At 71.2% G+C, this 19,297-nt stretch carries 14 protein-coding genes; 5 read left to right on the plus strand and 9 right to left on the minus strand.

Going from position 1 to position 19,297, the window contains the following annotated elements:
- Nucleotides 1-10: 10 nt before the first annotated feature.
- From QM634_RS07880 to QM634_RS07905, 6 genes are read right to left on the minus strand one after another with little or no spacing between them, the layout of a single operon-like run.
- A complete protein-coding gene (locus QM634_RS07880; RefSeq protein ID WP_415042219.1) occupies nt 11-1,075 on the minus strand; it encodes a hemolysin family protein in 1,065 nt (354 codons plus the stop codon).
- Nucleotides 1,072-2,469: a hemolysin family protein gene (locus QM634_RS07885; RefSeq protein ID WP_415042220.1), complete on the minus strand. Its 1,398-nt coding sequence runs from the start codon at nt 2,467-2,469 to the stop codon at nt 1,072-1,074. Before QM634_RS07885 ends, QM634_RS07880 begins: the two co-directional genes overlap by 4 nt.
- A 46-nt stretch (nt 2,470-2,515) precedes the next feature.
- Nucleotides 2,516-3,952 carry a GuaB1 family IMP dehydrogenase-related protein gene (locus QM634_RS07890; RefSeq protein ID WP_415042221.1) on the minus strand — a complete coding sequence of 479 codons (1,437 nt, stop codon included), beginning with the start codon at nt 3,950-3,952 and terminating at the stop codon, nt 2,516-2,518.
- A gap of 3 nt (nt 3,953-3,955) precedes the next feature.
- Complete coding sequence (gene gndA / locus QM634_RS07895) at nt 3,956-5,398, minus strand: NADP-dependent phosphogluconate dehydrogenase (RefSeq protein ID WP_415042222.1); 1,443 nt, start codon at nt 5,396-5,398, stop codon at nt 3,956-3,958.
- Nucleotides 5,399-5,407: 9 nt separating this feature from the next.
- The gene (locus QM634_RS07900) at nt 5,408-6,358 is read right to left on the minus strand and encodes a M48 family metalloprotease (protein ID WP_415042223.1); all 951 of its coding nucleotides are present in this window, start codon (nt 6,356-6,358) and stop codon (nt 5,408-5,410) included.
- Nucleotides 6,355-6,771, minus strand: a complete 417-nt coding sequence (locus tag QM634_RS07905) for a BlaI/MecI/CopY family transcriptional regulator (RefSeq protein WP_415042224.1) — start codon at nt 6,769-6,771, stop codon at nt 6,355-6,357. Before QM634_RS07905 ends, QM634_RS07900 begins: the two co-directional genes overlap by 4 nt.
- A 275-nt stretch (nt 6,772-7,046) precedes the next feature.
- On the opposite strand from QM634_RS07905, the gene QM634_RS07910 reads away from it, so the two are divergent.
- On the plus strand, nt 7,047-7,466 hold the full coding sequence (locus QM634_RS07910; protein WP_415042225.1) for a PaaI family thioesterase: 420 nt from the start codon (nt 7,047-7,049) through the stop codon (nt 7,464-7,466).
- Nucleotides 7,467-7,484: 18 nt separating this feature from the next.
- Here QM634_RS07910 and QM634_RS07915 read toward each other — a convergent pair whose 3' ends face one another.
- From QM634_RS07915 to QM634_RS07925, 3 genes are read right to left on the minus strand one after another with little or no spacing between them, the layout of a single operon-like run.
- Nucleotides 7,485-8,915: an NAD(P)/FAD-dependent oxidoreductase gene (locus QM634_RS07915; protein WP_415042226.1), complete on the minus strand. Its 1,431-nt coding sequence runs from the start codon at nt 8,913-8,915 to the stop codon at nt 7,485-7,487.
- Nucleotides 8,912-9,481: a GNAT family N-acetyltransferase gene (locus QM634_RS07920; RefSeq protein ID WP_415042227.1), complete on the minus strand. Its 570-nt coding sequence runs from the start codon at nt 9,479-9,481 to the stop codon at nt 8,912-8,914. The genes QM634_RS07915 and QM634_RS07920 overlap by 4 nt, the downstream gene beginning before the upstream one ends.
- Before the next feature lie 27 nt (nt 9,482-9,508).
- Nucleotides 9,509-9,949 (minus strand): acyl-CoA thioesterase, encoded by a 441-nt coding sequence (locus QM634_RS07925; protein WP_415042228.1) that lies wholly within the window; start codon nt 9,947-9,949, stop codon nt 9,509-9,511.
- A 46-nt stretch (nt 9,950-9,995) separates the two neighbouring features.
- Between QM634_RS07925 and recC the strand changes: the two genes are divergently transcribed.
- From recC to QM634_RS07945, 4 genes are read left to right on the plus strand one after another with little or no spacing between them, the layout of a single operon-like run.
- Nucleotides 9,996-13,322 (plus strand): exodeoxyribonuclease V subunit gamma, encoded by a 3,327-nt coding sequence (recC, locus tag QM634_RS07930; RefSeq protein WP_415042229.1) that lies wholly within the window; start codon nt 9,996-9,998, stop codon nt 13,320-13,322.
- On the plus strand, nt 13,319-16,693 hold the full coding sequence (locus tag QM634_RS07935) for a UvrD-helicase domain-containing protein (RefSeq protein ID WP_415042230.1): 3,375 nt from the start codon (nt 13,319-13,321) through the stop codon (nt 16,691-16,693). Before recC ends, QM634_RS07935 begins: the two co-directional genes overlap by 4 nt.
- Nucleotides 16,686-18,530, plus strand: coding sequence for an exodeoxyribonuclease V subunit alpha (recD, locus tag QM634_RS07940; RefSeq protein ID WP_415042231.1), 1,845 nt, complete (start codon nt 16,686-16,688; stop codon nt 18,528-18,530). Before QM634_RS07935 ends, recD begins: the two co-directional genes overlap by 8 nt.
- 37 nt (nt 18,531-18,567) lie before the next feature.
- The gene (locus QM634_RS07945) at nt 18,568-19,296 is read left to right on the plus strand and encodes a hypothetical protein (protein WP_415042232.1); all 729 of its coding nucleotides are present in this window, start codon (nt 18,568-18,570) and stop codon (nt 19,294-19,296) included.
- The last annotated feature ends 1 nt before the right edge of the window (nt 19,297 follow it).

Raw genomic sequence — 19,297 nt, forward strand, 5'->3', positions numbered from 1 at the left:
CCACGGGTCTTTAGAGCCTGTTCGTCTCGTCCGCTACGGTGCCGAGCAGATCCTCGACGAGGTCGGCAAGTGCGGCCAGACCGATGGTGCGCCCGGAGTCGTCGACGACGGCGGCGAGGTGGGAACTGGTCCGACGCATGTCGGTCATCGCGTCGTCGAGCATCGTGGTGGCCGTGAGCACGGGCAGGGGCCTGACGTCAGCGGGGCCGATGATGGTCGCCGGACCGCGCTCGTCGTCGGCGATTGCACCGAGAACGTCTTTGAGGTGCAGATAGCCGGTGAAGATTCCGCCGGGCGCCCGCACCGGGAACCGCGAGTAGCCGGTCTCGGCGACCGCCTCCTCGACGGCGGCCAGCGTCGGACCGTCGTGGCCGGGCTCGGTGTCGATCCAGCGGACCTTGGTGAGCGGAATCATGACGTCGGCGATGGTGCGCCCGACGCTGGCGAGCGCGCGGGTGAGGCGCTGATGCTCCTCGTCGTCGATCAGGCCCTCGTCTCGGGAGTCGCTGATCATGACGGCGAGCTCGGTCTGCGACACGGTCGAGTCGAGCTCGTCGCGGGGGGTGACGTGCAGAACCCGCAGGGCCAGATTGGCGAGAAGGTTGTAGAACGCCAGGATCGGTCGGGTCAGCCGCACGAACAACAGATGAGCCGGTACCAGGAGCATCGCCGAGCGTTCCGGACCGGCGAGGGCGATGTTCTTCGGCACCATTTCGCCGAGAAGGATGTGGAGCACGACCACCAGCATCAGGGACACGGTGAAGCTGATCGGGTGCAGCAGCGAGTGCGGCACCGACGCCCAATCGAGGGGCTGCTCGAGGATGTGGGCGATGGCGGGTTCGCCGACGCGGCCGAGCAGGATCGAGCAGATGGTGATGCCCAACTGGGCGCCGGCCAACATGATCGTCAGCCGCTCGGATGCGCGGATGACGGTCCGCGCCCGCGAGTTCCCGTCGTCGGCGAGGGCCTCGAGGCGGTCGCGGCGCGCCGAGATCAGGGAGAACTCGGCGGCGACGAAGAAGGCGTTGGCGGCCAACAGGGCGATGGTGAGCACCACTCCGACCCAGGCGTTCATGAGCGGCCTCCCGACGCGGGCGTGGTGTGGGCGTCATCCGTCGGCGGCAGCGGCTGCAGGGACACCGTGTCGATCCGGCGGCCGTCCATCGCGGTGACGCGGGCGCGCCAGCGCTGCGTGGTCGTCGGGGCGCTGCGGGAGACGGGGCGCTCGGCGGACTCGTCCTCGTCGTCGCCGGTGCGGGCGAGGGACTCCAGGTCGACCTCGTCGCCGACGGTGGGGATGCGGCCGAGGCGGAACATCACCAGGCCGCCGAGCGTGTCGTAGGCGCCCTCGGGCGCTCGCAGGCCGGTGGCCTCGTCGAGTTCGTCCAGCCGCAGCAGCCCCGAGCAGACGAACCCGTCGCCGTCGGCGGTGACCTCGTCGTTCTCGTCGTCGTGCTCGTCGGTGACCGAGCCGACGATCTCCTCGATGACGTCCTCGGTGGTGACGATCCCGGCGGTGCCGCCGTATTCGTCGATGACGACGCAGATCTCCAGGCCGCCGGCGGCGAGTTGATGCACCACGGCGTCGCCGTCGAGGCTTGCCGGCACGGTGGCGACCGGCCACACCAGCGTGTCCAGGCGGGTTGTGCGCAGGTGGGCGTGCGGCACGGAGAAGGCCTGCTTGATGTGGACGATGCCGATGAGGTTGTCCAGGTCGCCCTCGTGGCAGACGGGGAAGCGGCTGTGCCCGGTGTCGGCGGCCACCCGCACGAGGTCGTCGACGGTGTCCTCGGGTCCGAGGGTGGTGACGCGGACGCGGGGGGTCATCAGATCCTCGGCGGTCAGCTCGCCGAAGCGCAGCGAGCGGTCGACGAGGACGGCGGTGTCGGCGTCGATCGAGCCGTGTCGCGCCGAGTTGCGGACCAGCGAGGCGAGCTCTTGCGGTGAGCGGGCCGAGGCGAGCTCCTCGGCCGGCTCGACACCGAGCCGGCGGACCAACCAGTTGGCGGTCCCGTTGAGGCCGTTGATCGCGGGTCGGAACAGGGCCGAGAAACCGACCATCGGCGCGGCGGTGAACCGGGCGACGGCCAGGGGGAGCGAAATGGCGAGGTTCTTCGGGATCAGCTCGCCCAGGACCATCGACAGCGAGGTCGCGAGCACCAGTGCCAAGGTCGCCGAGAGCCAACCGTGCCAACTCGCCGGCACGCCGAGAGCGGTGAGCGCCGGGTTGATGAACCGGGCGAGCACCGGTTCGGCCAGGTAACCGGTGATCAGCGTCGTGATCGTGATACCGAGCTGGGCGCCGGACAGCTGGAAGGAGAGCGTCCGGTGCGCGCGTTCCACCTGCCGTGACCGCAGGTCGCCGCGGGTGGCGACATCGTCGGTGACCGTCGAGCGCTCGAGTGCGGTGAGGGAGAACTCGGCGGCGACGAACACCGCCGTGCCGACGGTCAGGGCGATGAATCCCACCACTGCGGCGGTCGTCGCGGCTATCGAGGCCCAGTCCACGGTGGCGTCACCACCCGCCGGGCAGGGGGCGGCCCTCGGCGAACCCGGCGGCCGACTGGACGCCGAGCACGACCTTCTCGCGGAGCTCGGGCAGGCTGCGCGCACCGGTGTAGGTGGCGGTGGACCGCACACCCGAACAGATCTGGTCGATCAGGTCCTCGACGCCCGGGCGGAGGGGGTCGACGCGGATCCGGGAGCTGGAGATGCCCTCCTCGAACAGCGACTTGCGCGCCCGGTCGTAGGCGCCGTCGTCGGCCGAGCGGGCGGCGACGGCGCGCTTGGACGCCATGCCGAAGCTCTCCTTGTACATGCCGTCGGCATCGATGTTGAGTTCGCCGGGCGCCTCGTAGGTTCCCGCGAACCAGGAGCCGATCATCACGTTGGAGGCACCGGCGGCGATCGCGAGGGCGACGTCGCGCGGGTGGCGCACCCCGCCGTCGGCCCAGACGTGTGCGCCCATCTCGCGGGCGGCGGCCGCGCATTCGACGACGGCGGAGAACTGGGGGCGCCCGACCCCGGTGACCATCCGGGTGGTGCACATCGCGCCGGGTCCGACGCCGACCTTGACGATGCTGGCGCCGGCCTCGACCAGGTCGCGCGTGGCACCGGCGGCGACGACGTTGCCCGCCACGAGGGGGACGCCGAGGTTCGCGCCGGCGACCGCCCGCAGCGCGGTGATCATCTTCTCCTGGTGGCCGTGGGCGGTGTCGATCACCAGCACGTCGGCCCCGGCCTCGGCCAGCTGCTCGGCGCGGCCGACCACGTCGCCGTTGATCCCGACCGCCGCGGCGACGCGCAACCGGCCCTTCGCGTCGACGGCGGGGGTGTAGATGCCGGCGCGCAGCGCGCCGACCCTGGTCAGCACGCCGACCACCGCGCCGGCGGGGGAGGTGAGCACGGCCAGCTCGGCGTGGTTCTCGATGAGGGTGTCGAAGACGGCGCGCGGCGCGGTGCCCGCGGCCAGCCGCAGGAAGCCGGTGTCGGCGACGGTGCCGACGCGGCTGAACCGGTCGACGCCGGTAAACGAGTCCTCGGTCACGACCCCCAGTGGTGCACCGTCGGCGTCGACCACGACGGCGGCGCCGTGGGCCCGCTTGGTGAGCAGTGCCTGTGCCTCGGCGACCGAGTGCTCGGGTGTCAGGAGCACCGGTGTCTCGGCCACGAGGTCGCGCGACTTCACATAGCCGATCTGCTCGGCCGCCGCCGGAATGGGCAGGTCCTGCGGAAGGACGGCGATGCCGCCGCGTCGCGCCACGGTCTCGGCCATCCGACGGCCGGCCACCGCGGTCATGTTGGCCACGACGAGCGGGATGGTCGTGCCCGACCCGTCGACCGTGGCCATGTCCACGTCGAACCGGGAGGCGACGTCGGAGCGGTTCGGGATGATGAACACGTCGTCGTAGGTGAGGTCGTATTCAGGCCGGTTCCCGGAGTGGAAGCGCATCGGTCAAGCGGTGACTTCGGAGCGGTCACCGCTCCACAGGGTGTGGAAGCTGCCCTCGGCGTCGATCCGGCGGTAGGTGTGGGCGCCGAAGTAGTCGCGCAGCCCCTGGGTGAGGGCGGCGGGCAGGCGCTCGGCGCGCAGCGCGTCGTAGTACGACAGCGACGAGCCGAAGGCCGGCACCGGGATGCCCATCGAGGCGGCGGTTGCGACGACGCGGCGCCAGGAGTCGATCCCGGACTCGACGGCGTTGCGGAAGTACGGCGCGAGCAGCAGGCTCGGCAGCTCCGGGTTCTCGGCGTAGGCCTCGCGGATGCGGTTGAGGAACTGTGCCCGGATGATGCAGCCGCCGCGCCAGATCGTGGCGAGGGCGCCCGGGTCCACGTTCCAGCCGTACTCCTTGCTGCCGGCCGCGATCTGGTCGAAACCCTGCGCGTAGGCGACGACCTTCGATGCGTACAGCGCGGCCTTGATGTCCTCGATGAAGGCGGCTGCGTCGGTGGGGGCGGCGGCGAGGTCGCCGGCGGCCAGACCGGCGGCGGCGTCACGCTGGGCCCGCGAGCTCGAGAGAGCGCGCGCGAAGACGGCCTCGGCGATACCTGTCACCGGAATACCAAGGTCGAGCGCCGATTTCACAGTCCAGCGGCCGGTGCCCTTCTGGCCCGCCTCGTCGACGATCACGTCGACCAGCGGCTTGCCGGTCTTCGCGTCGACCTGGTCGAGGACCTCGGCGGTGATCTCGATCAGATAGCTGGCGAGTTCGGTGGAGTTCCAGTCCTTGAACACCTTGCCGATGTCGGCGACCGGCATGTCCAGGGCCTTGCGCATGAGGTCGTAGGCCTCGCCGATGAGCTGCATGTCGGCGTACTCGATGCCGTTGTGGACCATCTTGACGAAGTGACCGCTGCCGTCCGGGCCGATGTGGGTGCAGCAGGGCTCGCCGTCGACCTGTGCGGCGACCTTCTCCAGCATGGGGCCGACGGCCTTGTAGGAGTCGACCGGCCCGCCGGGCATGATGGCCGGCCCGAGCAGCGCGCCCTCTTCGCCGCCGGAGATGCCGGCGCCGATGAAGAGGAGTCCACGCTCGGCGAGGCTCTTCTCGCGGCGGATGGTATCGGTGTACAGCGCGTTGCCGCCGTCGATGATGATGTCGCCCGGCTCGAAGACCGCGGCCAACTCCTCGATCACCGAGTCGGTGGCGTCACCGGCCTGAACCATGATCAGCGCCCGGCGCGGGCGCTCGAGCGCGGCGGCGAATTCGGCCATCGTCTCGGTGCGCACGAAGTCGCCGTCACCGCCGTGATCGGCGATCAGCGCGTCGGTCTTGGCGATCGAGCGGTTGTGCAGCGCGACGGTGTAGCCGTTGCGGGCGAAGTTGCGGGCGATGTTGGAGCCCATCACGGCGAGGCCGGTGACCCCGATCTGGGCAGAGGCGGAAGACGCAGTCATGCAGTCAGCTTAACCGCCGAAGAAACGGGACAGCTCGACGAGCCACGGGATCACCACGGCAAGGGTCGGAACGACGAGGATGGCGGCCGCCCCGGCATAGGCGGCGGCGGCGATCGTGGTCGAGTTGGGCGATGCGAGCCGGTTGATCCGGGCGACCGTCGTCGAGCCGCCGGCGGCGAGGGCGCCACGGGGCGCCGCGGAGTCGGAAACGGCGACGAGGGCGTGGGCCAGCGTCGACGGGCTGGTGCTGCGAACGGCCTGGTCGTCGGCGAGCGCCTCGGCGAGCAGCTCGACCGAGCCCAGGGCCGAGGAACTGCGCACGAAGCGCGGGAAGGCCGCCTGCAGGGCGATGAAGGCCTCCAGCACGAGGTCGTGCCGCGCACGCAGGTGGGCGCGCTCGTGGGCCAGGACCGCGCGCAATTCGGCATCGGACAGTCGCGCAACGGCGCCGTCGGTGACGATGACGCGCTGGCGTCGACCCGGCAGACAGTAGGCGAGGGGCTGATCGAGGGCCAGGCGTCGGACGTACCGCGCCCGCAGCGGGTGCCGGTCGCCGACGACGGGGTCGTCGAGGGAGGCGATCAGGTCGACCAGCTGGCGATGGGCGGCGCGACGGGACCGGGTGCGGAAGGCGACCCGGATCGTGGTGACCACCAGCCGTGCCCCGACGAGGAGTGTGGCGGCGAAGGCGGCGACGCTGAACAACCAGAGGGGCAGGCCGAGGCGGTCGATCTGGTCGGCGATCCGTGCGCTCGGGGTGCCGGCGGTGCCCGGGCGCAGGAGGTTGGCGGCGATCGCCAGGCCGGCGCTGAAGGCGGAGAGGACGGCCGCGAGTGCGATCGCCTGCCAGAGGGTCATGGCGGCGCGGGGGGCGCGCATCGGCCACTGTGCGCTCGACAGCCAGGCCGGCACCGGGCCGACGAGCAGCAGGCACAGGAGGCCGAACGCGACGGCGGTCACGTCGGATCGCTGCGCTTCTCGTCGCGGGGGCCGGACTGGGCGGCGTCGAGGTCGTCGAGGGCGGCCCGCAGAGCAGCGGCCTCGTCGGCACTCACCTGCCCGACGAAGGAGACGAGGGCGGCCTCGCGCGATCCGGGGGCGTCCGCCGAATCGAGCACGTCGACCATCAGGCTGGCGACCAGATCCTCGCGGTGGTGCGCGGCCTGGTACTTGTGGGCGCGGTCGTCGCGGATCTGGGTGACCAGCCCCTTCTTGGCGAGGCGCTGCAGGACGGTCATCACCGTCGTGTAGGCGAGGTTGCGCGAGCGGTTCAGCGACTCGTGCACCTGGCGCACGGTCTGCGGCACGCTCGAGTCCCAGAGCGTGTCCATGACCGCCCGTTCGAGATCGCCCAACGCATTCACCTTTTTCATCTTACCGATTCGTGCCCGCGTGCTGGTGAGGGGAGTGATACGTGCGTCGATGGTGGTGGTCACTGGGTCTCCTACCGGTTGATCGAGACTTCTTCGCCCCAAGGATTTGACAACTAGGTAAGGCTAGCCTACATTACTAATCACGCGGATCGCGCGAGTGTCCTGAGGGCTGCAGAGACCCCCGATCCTCGGCACGGCAGGCCCCACGTTGTAGGAGAACGTGGGGCCTGCCGCTGTATCCGGGGCAGGAATCGGCGTGGGGTTAACCTGGCGGTATGAGCGATCACACCGTAGAACCCGATCCGTCCCGTCCCAAGGGGTTGGACGCCGCCCTCGGAATGACGATCTCGGAGGCGGGCCCGGACGGCGTCGTGGCCCAGATCCCGATCACCGGGACCCATCACCAACCGTTCGGCATCGTTCACGGCGGTGTCTATTGCGCGATGGCCGAGAGCGTGGCGAGCATCTCCGGATTCCTGTGGCTCGAGCACACCGGGATCGGCGGGACCGCCGTCGGGGTCAACAACAGCACGGACTTCATCAAGTCCGTGTCCGAGGGGACGATCGTGGCCCGATCGGTGCCGGTGCACCGCGGCAAGCGCCAGCAGCTCTGGCAGGTCGACATGACGCTGCCCGACGGCACGTTGCTCGCCCAGGGGCGCGTGCGACTGCAGAACGTGCCGCTGCCGTCCTGACGGGCGGTCGGGAGGTGGCTAGGCGCCCTTCTTGGCGGCCTTGTGGCGTCGTTCGCGGGCCTTCTTCTCCTGCGCCTCTTCGGCCTCGCGGCGTTCGAGCTCGGAGAGGGCGCCCATCGCGGTGCGCGCGTAGACCTGCTGCTCGGTGACCGCCAGCTGGGTGCGACCGCGCGTGGTGAACGCGAAGAACCAATTGATGAAGGTGTTCAACCGGTTGCGGAAGCCGACGAGGTACACCAGGTGCAACGCCAGCCAACCCAGCCACGCGAAGTAGCCCTCGGTCTCGAACTTCTTCTTGGTGAAGGGGATCGGCACCTGCATCACCGCGGCGTATCGCGAGATCGTGGCCATCGAGCCCTTGTCGAAGTAGGAGAACGGCTTGCGCTGCTCGGGCGTCTGGCCGCGCAGTTCGGCCTTGATCGCATCGGCGGCGTAGCGACCGCCCTGGATCGCGCCCTGGGCCACGCCGGGTACGCCGTCGACGGCCATCATGTCGCCGACGACGAAGACGTTCGGGTTGCCCGGCACGGTCAGATCCGCACCGACCTTCACGCGTCCGGCGCGGTCGAGTTCGACGCCGGTCTGATCGGCGAGCACCTTGCCCAGGGCACTGGCCTGCACGCCGGCGGACCACACCTTGCACTGCGCGTTGATGCGCCGCACGGTGCCGTCGGAGTCCTTGACCTCCAGGCCGTCGTAATCGAGGTTCGTGACCATCGAGTTGAGCTGCACCTCGACGCCGAGCTTCTCCAGTCGCTGCTGCGCCTTTGCGCTGAGTTTCGGGCCGTAGGGGGCCAGGACGGCCGGGGCCGCGTCCAGCAGGATCACTCGCGCCTGCGTCGGGTCGATGTGTCGGAACGACCCCTTCAGGGTGCGGTCGGCCATCTCTGCGATCTGCCCGGCCATTTCGACGCCGGTCGCGCCGGCGCCGACGACGACGAAGGTCAGCAGTTTCTCGCGCTCGGCCGGATCGTCGGAGAGCTCGGCCTGCTCGAAGGCGCCGAGGATGCGGCCGCGCAACTCGAGGGCGTGGTCGATGGTCTTCATGCCGGGCGCGTACTCGGCGAACTGGTCGTTGCCGAAGTAGGACTGGTCGGCGCCGGCGGCGATGATCAGGCTGTCGTACGGGGTGATGGTGACCCGTTCGAGCAACCGGGAGGTCACCGTCTGCGCCTTGACGTCGATCTCGAACACGTCGCCGAGCAGGACGGTCGCGTTCTCCTGGTCGCGCAGGATGATGCGCGTCGCCGGGGCGATCTCGCCCTCGGACACGATGCCGGTCGCGACCTGGTACAGCATCGGCTGGAACAGGTGGTGGGTGGTCCGCGCGATGAGGGTGACGTCGACGTCGGCCCGCTTCAGGCGCTGTGCGGCAAAGAGCCCGCCGAACCCGGATCCGATGATGACGACGCGGTGGCGGGGGCTGGCTGAGGTGTCACTCGTGGTCACACGCCAACCTTATCCCCTCGCGCCCGGGCGAGCGCGTCGGGCAAGCGATGACGGCCGCGTCGGCGCGACCGCAGAATCTCGTACTCGACCTCGCCGGCCCCGACCGGACCCGGGGCGGCCCGCATCCCCACCTTCTCGAGCACGCGACGGGACGCCGCGTTCTCCGGTGCGGTCCCGGCGAACACCCGCTCGGCGGGGTGTGCGGTGAAGGCGATCGCGAGGATCGCTCGGGCCGCCTCGGTGGCCAGGCCCAGGCCCCACAGGTGCCGCGGCAGCCGGTAGGACAGCTCGAGTTCCCGGCGGCGGCTGTGGCGCGGTCGGCGCAGCGCGACCCACCCCGCGAACTCGGCGGACGGTTTCTGCACGAGCGTCCAGATCCCGGTGCCGTGGGCGGTGTACTCGGCGCGGGCCCGGGGGATGGTCCACTCGGCAATCTGGGACCGCGGCGTCGGCTCGCCGTCGCTGACGAAGCGCATCACCTGCGGGTCGGCGTCGAGGGCGACGAAGGCGTCCACGTCGTCGGGCAGCACCGGGCGCAACCACAGTCGCGGCGTGTCGACGATCATCGGCCCGAGTCTAGTAGGACGATCGTCCTAGTCGGTGGCGCCGCGCCGCCGCCGGAAGGGCACCGGCCCACCGCGGTGGTCGGCGAGGATCGTGCGCACCTCGTCGGGGATCGGAGCGGGCTTTCCCTCGGCGGTCATGATGACGACGGTGGTCTCGGCAAGGGCGCAGACGGTGCCCTTCGGGTCGAGCAGCTCGTAGCCGAATTCGAAGGACGAGCGGCCGACGGCGCTGATCGAGCAGACGATCCGGACCGGATCGGTCGAGTAGTGCAGGATCGAGACGTATTCGATCTCCTGGCGCGCGACCAACAGGTGGATGCCGCGCCGGGCGTTGCCGAACCACCGGTTGAAGCACTCGACGCGGGCCTGCTCGAACAGCCGCGCGATCTGGACGTTGTTGATGTGGCCCAGGGCGTCCATGTCGCCCCAGCGCAGATGGATCTCGAAGACGTCGCCGGAATCACTCACGAAAGCGAGCCTAGCGGTGTCGGTTCCCGGCGATAGGATCGCCGGGATGCTCACCGTTCACCGCGCCGAGCGCGCCGACGCCCTCGTCGAGGTGTTGGCCGCGACGATGGCGTCGCCGCTCGCCGACCCGATGGCCGCCGAGGTCGTCGCCGTCGCGGCACACGGGGTCGAGCGGTGGCTCGCCCAGCAGCTCGCCCAGACCCTCGGTGCCGGGCCCGTCGGCGACGGGGTCGCCGCCAACATCGACTTCCTGGGGGCCACCGAGTTGGTGACACGGGTGGTCGATCCGTTCGCGCTGCCGCGGGGGGTGCGGGCACAGCTGTGGCAGCCGGAGCAGCTGCTGTGGCCGGTGTTGGCCGCACTCGAGGAGTGCATCGACGATCCTGCCCTGACCATGCTCGCGCGACACATCGACGCCGCCGGCGAGGACGCGTGGCGCGGGCGCAAACTCGCCACCGCCACGACGATCGCCCGGATGTTCGCCTCCTACGGCCGCCAGCGCCCGCAGATGGTGGCCGCCTGGGCCCGCGGGGAGGACGTCAGCGGCGCCGTCGTCGGCGGTGGTTCCCAACCCCTCGACCTCGACCAACTCTGGCAACCGCTGCTCTGGCGACGGGTGCGCGAGCAGCTCGCCGGCCCGCACCCGGCCGAGATCCTCGACGAGGTGGTCGCCGGGATCGTCGACGACCCGGGGCGGCTCGATCTGCCCGAGCGGCTGACGATCTTCGGCCCGACGCGGATCCCGCAGATGCTGCGCGAGCTGCTCGACGGCTTGGCCCGTCACCGCGAGATCGGGCTCTACCTGGCCCATCCGAGCCCCCGCCTGTGGGAGAGGGTCGCCGCGGCTGCGACGCCGGTCGGACCCCACCCGCGCGTGCTGCGCTCCCCGCCGGCGATCGCCAACCCGTTGCTGGCGAGTCTGTCCCGGGACGTGCAGGAACTGCAGGAATCGTTGGGCGCGACGATCGGCGCCGATCAGTACCACCCCGCTCCCGCTGCGCCGGAGCGGACACTGCTGGCCGCGGTCCAGACCGCGCTGCGCGACGACGGGGACGCTCCGGTCAAGGGGTTGGCAGCGGACACGTCGCTGGAGCTGCACGCCTGCCACGGTCGGGAACGACAGGTCGAGGTGCTGCGGGAGCGGTTGCTGCACCTGTTCGCCGACGATCCGACCCTGCAGCCGCGCGACGTGCTGATCATGTGTCCCGACATCGAGGAGTTCGCGCCGCTGATCACCGGGGCCTTCGGCCGCGAGGGAGGCGATCATCCCGCGGCCGGGCTGCGGGTGCGCCTTGCCGACCGCGGACTGCTGGCGACCAACGACGTGCTGGAGGTCGTGCTGCGGATCATCGCGCTCGGCGTCGGACGCGTGACGGTCAGCGAACTGCTCGACCTCGCCGCGCTCGAGCCGGTCCGCCGACGGTTCGGCTTCACCGACGACGACCTCGAGAACCTCGGCAGCTGGGCGGTGCGCGCCAACATCCGCTGGGGCGTGGACGCCGTGCAGCGCACCCGCTACGAGATGGCGGGCTTCCCGCAGGGCACCGCGGAGGCCGGATTGGACCGGCTGCTGCTCTCGGTCGCGGCCGACGAGGCGGACGGGCGCTGGCTCGGCACCGCGCTGCCACTCGGCGGGATCGACTCCAGCGACACCGAGGTGGTCGGGCGCTTCGCCGAGTACGTCGAGCGGCTGCGCGGAGTCCTGGACGAGTTCGGCCGCCCGCGCCCCGCGCGGGGATGGGCCGACGTGCTGACCGGTGTCGTCGACCGGCTCACCCAGGTCGACCGCGATGCGGAATGGGAGCGGGCGCAGGCGATCCGCCTCGTCCGCGAGGCACTGACCGACGACCTCGCCCTCACCCCCTCGGACGTCCGCGACCTCGTCGAGGACCTCGTCGCTGCGACGCCGACGCGGTCCAACTTCTGCACCGGCGAGCTCACCGTGTGCTCGATGGTCCCGATGCGGTCGGTGCCGCACCGGGCGATCGTCCTGCTCGGCATGGACGGGGAGGCGTTCCCGCGCACCCAATCGGTCGACGGCGACGACATCCTGGCCGTCGAACCACTCGTCGGCGAGCGCTCGCCACGGGACGAAGACCGGCAGGCCTTCCTCGACGCCATCACGGCGGCGCGCGAGCACCTGATCGTCTGCTACACCGGCGCCGACCCGATCACCGGCGCGCCGGTGCCGCCGTCGGTGGTGGTCAGCGAGCTACTGGACGCGGTGGGCACGTTGGCCGGCCCCGCCGTCGCAGCGGAGGTCGTACGGGCCCATCCGCTGCACGCGTTCGACGAACAGAACTTCCACCGGCCCGCGCCGTTCTCCTTCGACCGGTCGCTGCTACCCGGTGCCCGGGCCCTCGCGGAGTCGACCGCCAGCCGACGCCCCGGGGCGCGGTGGCCCACCATGGCCGGTGACCTGCCGCCGGTTTCGGGCGGCGACATCGACCTCGCCGAACTCACGGCGTTCATCGTGAACCCGGCTGACGGATTCCTCCGGCAGCGTCTGGGGGTGAGTGTGCCGCGCACCGACGAGGGCGCCCCGGACCAGTTGTCGGTCGACCTGGGGCCGCTGGAGCGGTGGGGGGCGGGTGATCGGCTGTTGTCGGCCCTGCTGGAGGGCGCCGATCCCGCCGACGCGCGCGCGGCCGAGTTCCGTCGCGGCGCCCTGCCGCCGTTCCAGCTGGGGCTGGACGCCCTCGCGCCGATATCGGCGAAGGCGCAGGCCATCGCCGAGCGGGCCCGGGCGGCGCGCCGGGGCGAGGCACGGACCGTCGACGTCCGCGTCGAGCTGCCGGACGGCCGACGCGTCTACGGGACGGTGCCCGACGTCTACGACGACGGCCCGGTCGCGGTCACCTATTCGAACCTGAAGGGAAAGCAGCGGCTGGAGACCTGGGTGGCGCTGCTCGCACTCACCGCCGGTTCGGACGCCGAGGTGCGCGGCGCATGCGTCATCGGCAGCCAGGGGCAGGGCACGGCGCTGCGGCGCTATTCCACGGTTGCCGACGCCGCGGCGGTGCTGGGTGCGCTGGTGGCCCTGCGGGACGCCGGGCTGGCTAGCCCGTTCGCGCTGCCGCTGGACGCGGCTGAGAGCGCCGTCGCCGTCTACGACCGGACCGGCAACCCCGTGCAGGCGATGAACCGCGCGCGCAGCCGCTTCGAATACGACCGCTTCGTGCAGAACCAGTCGGTGTCCCTGTTGCTGACCGGCGACCCCGACACCCCGGTCACCTTCGACGACTGCGTGGGATCGGTGCCCGACTCCGTGCCCACCGATGCCCCCTGGGCGCACGAGCCGGGCCTCCCCGGGTTCCTGCGCGCCGCGTTGGTCGTCTTCGCGCCGATGCTGCAACAGGAGTCGGACCGATGACCGCGACACCGTTCCGCCTCGACGACCCGCTGCCGACCGGCACCCTTGTGCTGGAGGCCAGTGCCGGCACGGGAAAGACCTACGCGATCGCCGCCCTCGCCGTCCGCTTCATCGCCGAGGGAACGCCGGTGTCGCGGCTGCTGATGGCGACCTTCTCCAACGCCGCGTCGACCGAACTGCGCGACCGAACCCGCACGCGGTTGCGCGAGTGCGCCGACGCGCTGGTCGACCTCGACGCGGCCGCAGCGTCCGGCGATGCGCTCGTCGCCCTGCTCGCCGCCGGTTCCAGCGACGAGGCTGCGCTGCGCCGCGAGCGGCTGCTGTCCGCACTGTCGGACTTCGATGCGGCGACCATGGCCACCACCCACACGTTCTGCAACCGGATGCTGACGGTGCTCGGGTTCCTCGGCGAGCGCGACCAGCACCACACCCTCGTCGAGGACGTCGACGATCTTGCCCGTGAGGCCGGGCGGGACCTCTACCTGAAGCGTTTCGCCGGGCAACCCGACGACGACTACCCGTTCCCCACGGCGACGGAGATCGCCCGCGACGCTTTGCGCAACCCGACCACCGCTCTGGCACCGACCGGACCGGACGCCGGGGCCGGCGCCACCTGGGTACGGTTCGCCGCGGCCGTGCGCGATCGGGTGGACACCCGCAAACGCTGGTCGAGGCTGCGCACCTACGACGACCTGCAGGGCCGCCTGCACGCGATCATCACCGATCCCGAGGCCGGCGGCGCGGCGTGCGCCCGGATCCGCGGCCGCTACGACGTCGTCCTGGTCGACGAGTTCCAGGACACCGATCCCGAGCAGTGGGAGATCCTGCGGCGGTGTTTCCACGGGCATCGACCGATGGTGCTGGTCGGCGACCCGAAACAGTCGATCTACGCCTTCCGCGGCGCGGAGGTCCTGAGCTACCTGGCCGCGGCCCGCGAGGCGCAGGATCAGCGGAACCTCACGGTGAACTGGCGGTCGGACGGACCACTCGTCGATGCCTTGGGTGCCGTGCTGGTGGACGCCGAACTCGGTGATCGGCAGATCGCCGTGCATCCCGTCCGCGCCGCCCAGGCCGACTCGCGGATCGTCGGGGCTCCGCCGCTGCGCGTGCGGTTCTTCGACCGCAGGGACTTCACCAAGCACACCAAGGACGGCTCCACCCCGCTGGTGCCCGGCGTGCGCGAGCGGGTCATCGCCGATGTCGCCGACGACATCGCCGCCACCCTCGCCTCGGGGGCGCGCATCGTCGTCGACGGGCGGGACGGACCACGGGAGCGGCCCGTGGAACCCGGCGACATCGCGGTGCTGCTGCGCACCAACAGCACCATCGAACCGTTGCAGCGCGCCCTGGGGGCCTACGGCATCGCGACGGTGGTGACCGGCGGCCAGAGCGTGTTCGCCACCGACGCGGCCCGGTACTGGTGGTACCTGCTGTCGGCCCTCGACCGACCGTCCGACGCGCGGCGCGTGCGGTTGGCGGCGGTGACCCCGCTGGTCGGCGTCACGCCCGCGGAACTGGACGCCGCCGGGGACGCCGGGGTGGGTGCGCTGGCCGCCGACCTCGCCACCTGGGCGCGCGTCTTCGAATCCGGCGGACCGGCGGCGATGACCGCGCAGATCCTCGCCGACCGCGGCGTGGCCGGCCGGGTACTCGGCCTGGTCGACGGGGAGCGGTTGCTCACCGATCTGCTGCAGGTCGCATCGCTACTCGGGGACGAGGTCGCCGAGAACGGCAGCGGGCTCACCGGTCTGGCCGCCTGGCTGGGGGAGAACGTCGCCGACCGGGGTCGCGTCCAGCGACGCGCCAACCAGACGCGGCGACTGGACCGGGACACCGCCGCGGTCCAGCTGATGACCGTGCATGCCAGCAAAGGGCTGGAGTTCCCCATCGTGTACGTCCCGTTCGGCTGGGACGGTGTGCGACCGAGCCGGCCCACGACCTTCACCTTCCACGACGACGCGGGGGTGCGCCACCTCGACGTCGGCGGGATGTCGGCACCGGGATACCACCAGCGCAAGGCCCGTGCCGACGCCGAGGCCGCCGGTGAGGAACTACGGCTGCTGTACGTCGCGCTCACCCGGGCCCGGTCGCAAGTGGTCGCATGGTGGGCGCCGAGTACGACGACCCCGGGCGGTGCGTTCCACCGGGTCCTGTTCACCGCCGACGAGCGGACGACCGCCATGCGCGCGGGTGGGCACCACCCGATCCCGGAGACGGTCCCGCTGACCGACGACGCGGGCGAGGCGCTGGTCCTGCAGGAGGTCGCCGGTCTGCACGAGGGGATCGTCGTCGAACACGCCGGGAAACACACCGGCGTGCCGCGGTGGCATCCACCGGCTCCGGACGCCGGCCCGGCCGATCTGGCCGTCGCCCGATTCGACCGGGTGATCGACGAGACCTACCGACGGACGTCGTATTCGGCGATCGTCCGGGCCGCCCACGAGGCCGCGCACGCCGCCCGCGGCGCGGTATCGGGAGTCACCAGTGAGCCGGACGACGCCGTGGTCCGCGACGGCGAGGTGGCCGACGAGCCGCCCGAGGCCGATGAGCCGGAGACGGCCGACACCGGCGGTGAGCAGACTGGCACGCCGTCGTTGATGAACGGCCTGCCGTTCGGTGCCCGGTTCGGCACCCTGGTGCACGAGGTCCTCGAGCACGTGGACACCGGCGCGGACGATCGGAGCGCCCATGTGCGCGAACTCTGCGTCGAGGGGGCGCGGCGGAGCGCCTTTGAGATCGATGTCGACCGCCTGGCGACTGCCCTCGAGGGCGTCCTCACCACACCGATCGGGTTCGGCGATCTCTGGGACGTCAAGCCCGCCGACAGGCTCAGCGAGATGGAGTTCGAATTGCCGCTGTCCGACGCCGACGGCGGATTCCACCTGGCGGCCGTGGCCGAGCTGATGCAGCGTCACCTGCCCGACGACGATCCACTGCGACCGTATGCGGACGAGGTGGCCGGGGTCTCTGACGAGCGCTTCCACGGCTTCCTCACCGGCAGCATCGACTCGGTGCTGCGGGTCCGCTCCGACGGCGAGGCCCGGTACGTGGTCGTGGACTACAAGACCAACCGCATCCAACCGGGCGACCTGGTGGCAGAGGTGTTCTCCGCCGAGGCGATGGCCGAGGAGATGATGTCCTCGCACTACCCGCTGCAGGCACTGCTGTACTCGGTTGCCCTGCACCGGTATCTGCGCTGGCGGCAACCGGGCTACGACCCGCGGCGCCACCTAGGCCCGGTCCAGTACCACTTCGTCCGCGGCATGGTCGGTCCAGCCACGCCGTCCGGGTGCGGGGTCTTCAGCTGGGACGTTCCGGCCGCGCTCGTCCTGGGCCTGTCGGATCTGTTGGCGGGGGTGGGTGATGACTGACCAGACCACCGCGGAGGCGGCCGAGGTCGACCTCACGAGCGCCGATATCGCCATCGGCGAGACCGGGATCCTGCGCACCTTCAACGAGGCGGGCGTCCTCACCTCCGCCGACGTCCGTGTCTCTCGACGACTCTCGGCGCTGTCCGACGAGACCGCCTCCGACGAGGTGCTGCTCGCCGCAGCGCTGGCGGTGCGGGCCGTGCGCAGCGGTTCGATCTGCGTCGGCCTCGACGACCTCTCCGCCCTCGACCCCGATCCGGAGCATCCGCTGCCGTGGCCGACCATCGAGGCCATGATCGCGGCGCTGCGCGAGAGCAGCCTGGTGGTCGGCGGACGCTTCGGCCCGCTGCGCCCGCTGGCGCTGGTGGAGTCCGACGACGGTCCGCTGCTGTACCTGCGCAAGTACTTCGAGCAGGAGCAGGTGATCCGCGAGGTCCTGCGGCGGCGCGCGGCCACGCGCCCGACCGTGGACCTGACGACCGCGGCGGCGGCGATCACCGAGGTCTTCGGCGATCGGTCCGCCGAGTACGACCGACAGCGCACGGCCGCGGCACTGGCGGCGACGTCGTGGACGACCGTCTTGGTCGGCGGACCGGGCACCGGCAAGACGCACACGGTGGCGCGGATCCTCGCGGTGCTCGAGCGCGTCCTGGGAGCCGATACGCGGATCGGGTTGTGCGCCCCTACCGGCCGGGCGGCCGCGCAACTGCAGGCGTCGATCAACCGGTACGACGGGCTGTCCGCGGCCCCGGTGGCGCATACCGTGCACGCCCTGTTGGGCATTTGGCGCGACGGCACGGTGAGGCACGGTCCGAACAATCGGCTGCCGTACGACGTGGTGGTCGTCGACGAGACCTCGATGTTGTCGGTGACCACGATGAGCCAGCTGCTGCGCGCGCTGCGCGACGACGCGCGTCTGGTGTTGGTCGGCGACCCACACCAGTTGGTGTCGGTCGAGGCCGGCGCGGTGCTCACCGACCTCACCGATCGCGCGCTGCGCTCGACCGCGTCCGCACCGCCGGGTTTCGAGGAGCTGGCAGATCTGGCGTCCTCGGACTTCAGCGCCGCCGAGCAGGCGCAGTTGGGCGACGGCGTGCTCACGCTCCGTCGAGGATTCCGCTACGGGTCGACGATCGCGACGGTCGCCGAGGCCGTCAACGCGGGCGACGCGGACCGGGTCCTGGAACTCATCGAGTCCGACGGCGGCGAACACGTCGAACTGGTTCCGCCCGAGCACCTCGAAGAGGTTCGCGCGGACACGGTCGCCTGGCTGGCGAGCCTCCGCGGGGCGGCGGCGGCCGGCGATGCGAGGGCCGCCGCCGGCGAGCTCGAGTCGTATCGCGTGCTGTGCGCCCACCGCGACGGGAGATACGGCGTCGGATGGTGGGCGCGGATGATCGACTCGTGGCGCGACGGGGGTCGGCGCGGACAGTGGGCGGTCGGCGAGCCGCTGCTGGTGACTGCTTCTGACAAGCGGGTCGGGATCTACAACGGCGATACGGGTGTGGTGATCGCCGACGGTCGCGGGGGCGTCACGGTCGCCTTCGACAAGTACGGGGAGATCGTCGAACTGCATCCGTCCCAGTTGGCCGACGCGATGCCGGCGGCCGCCATGACGATCCACCGCAGCCAGGGCAGTCAGTTCGACGTGGTGACGGTGGTGCTGCCGAATGCCGAGTCGGCGCTGTTGACGCGGGAGCTGCTCTACACGGCGATCACCCGGGCGCGCAGTCGCGTGCGGATCGTCGGGACACCGGAGTGGCTGCGCGCCGCCGTCGACCGTCGGGTCGCCCGTGCGAGCGGCCTGCGCGGCGAGGTTCAGGAGTTCGCGCCGTAGCCGGTGCTAGCGTTCTCTGCAGATGTAAGGGGAGGCGATGACCTACTACGGCGGGGGAAACCCGGGGCCCGACGACGGCCGACACGGGCGACACCGGTCCCCGAACGCGGGCGGCCAGCCCGAATACCCGGGTGACTACTCGGCGCCGCCGACGCGCGCCTACAGCGACTACCCCACCGCGGGCCAGGCGTACTCGTCGGGGCAGTTCCCCGATCTCGGTGCGGAAAGCGGCTATGACCAGGACGTTTACGCCGAGCCGGAGCCGGAGGCCAGGGGCGCCGATGTTCGTCCGCCGCGGCATCCCGCGATCCTGGCCACGCTGGTCGGGGTGACGGTCTTCCTGGCGACGTCGATCGTGGCGATCACCCTGTGGGCGCTGAACGACAGCAACGCGCGCCGCTCGGAGAACTATGCGGCCGACCATCCGTCGACGACGACCGTGACGGTGACGGAGACGACCACGAGTACCACGACGACGACGGCGCGCCCGTCGAAGACGAGGCCGTCCTCGGCCTATGAGAGCGAGGACCCCGACGGCGGCTCCGCCGCGACGGCCACCTCCGGGTGGTACGCCCAGTACGGGTCCTTCACCAGTCTGTCCAGCGCCCAGGAGCTGGCATCGCAGACCGACGCCGAGGTGTACCGCGGTGAGGAATTCGGCCAGCCGGGCCAATACATCGTCGCGCAACGGGAGTTCACCAAGTCCGGGGCGCGGGAGGCCTGCGACATCTCCGAGAAGGCGTGCGTCGTCAAGCAGGTCGAGTGAC

This window comes from Gordonia sp. (in: high G+C Gram-positive bacteria) (genome assembly GCF_047606305.1).
Taxonomy (GTDB): Bacteria; Actinomycetota; Actinomycetes; order Mycobacteriales; family Mycobacteriaceae; genus Gordonia.

What these genes read in the sequence shown, in the direction of transcription:
- QM634_RS07880 (WP_415042219.1), bottom strand. Translation starts at nt 1,075, where the DNA reads ATGAACGCCTGGGTCGGAGTGGTGCTCACCATCGCCCTGTTGGCCGCC.
- gndA (WP_415042222.1), bottom strand. Translation starts at nt 5,398, where the DNA reads ATGACTGCGTCTTCCGCCTCTGCCCAGATCGGGGTCACCGGCCTCGCC.
- QM634_RS07910 (WP_415042225.1), top strand. Translation starts at nt 7,047, where the DNA reads ATGAGCGATCACACCGTAGAACCCGATCCGTCCCGTCCCAAGGGGTTG.
- QM634_RS07890 (WP_415042221.1), bottom strand. Translation starts at nt 3,952, where the DNA reads ATGCGCTTCCACTCCGGGAACCGGCCTGAATACGACCTCACCTACGAC.
- QM634_RS07905 (WP_415042224.1), bottom strand. Translation starts at nt 6,771, where the DNA reads ATGAAAAAGGTGAATGCGTTGGGCGATCTCGAACGGGCGGTCATGGAC.
- recD (WP_415042231.1), top strand. Translation starts at nt 16,686, where the DNA reads ATGACTGACCAGACCACCGCGGAGGCGGCCGAGGTCGACCTCACGAGC.
- QM634_RS07920 (WP_415042227.1), bottom strand. Translation starts at nt 9,481, where the DNA reads ATGATCGTCGACACGCCGCGACTGTGGTTGCGCCCGGTGCTGCCCGAC.
- QM634_RS07945 (WP_415042232.1), top strand. Translation starts at nt 18,568, where the DNA reads ATGACCTACTACGGCGGGGGAAACCCGGGGCCCGACGACGGCCGACAC.
- QM634_RS07935 (WP_415042230.1), top strand. Translation starts at nt 13,319, where the DNA reads ATGACCGCGACACCGTTCCGCCTCGACGACCCGCTGCCGACCGGCACC.
- recC (WP_415042229.1), top strand. Translation starts at nt 9,996, where the DNA reads ATGCTCACCGTTCACCGCGCCGAGCGCGCCGACGCCCTCGTCGAGGTG.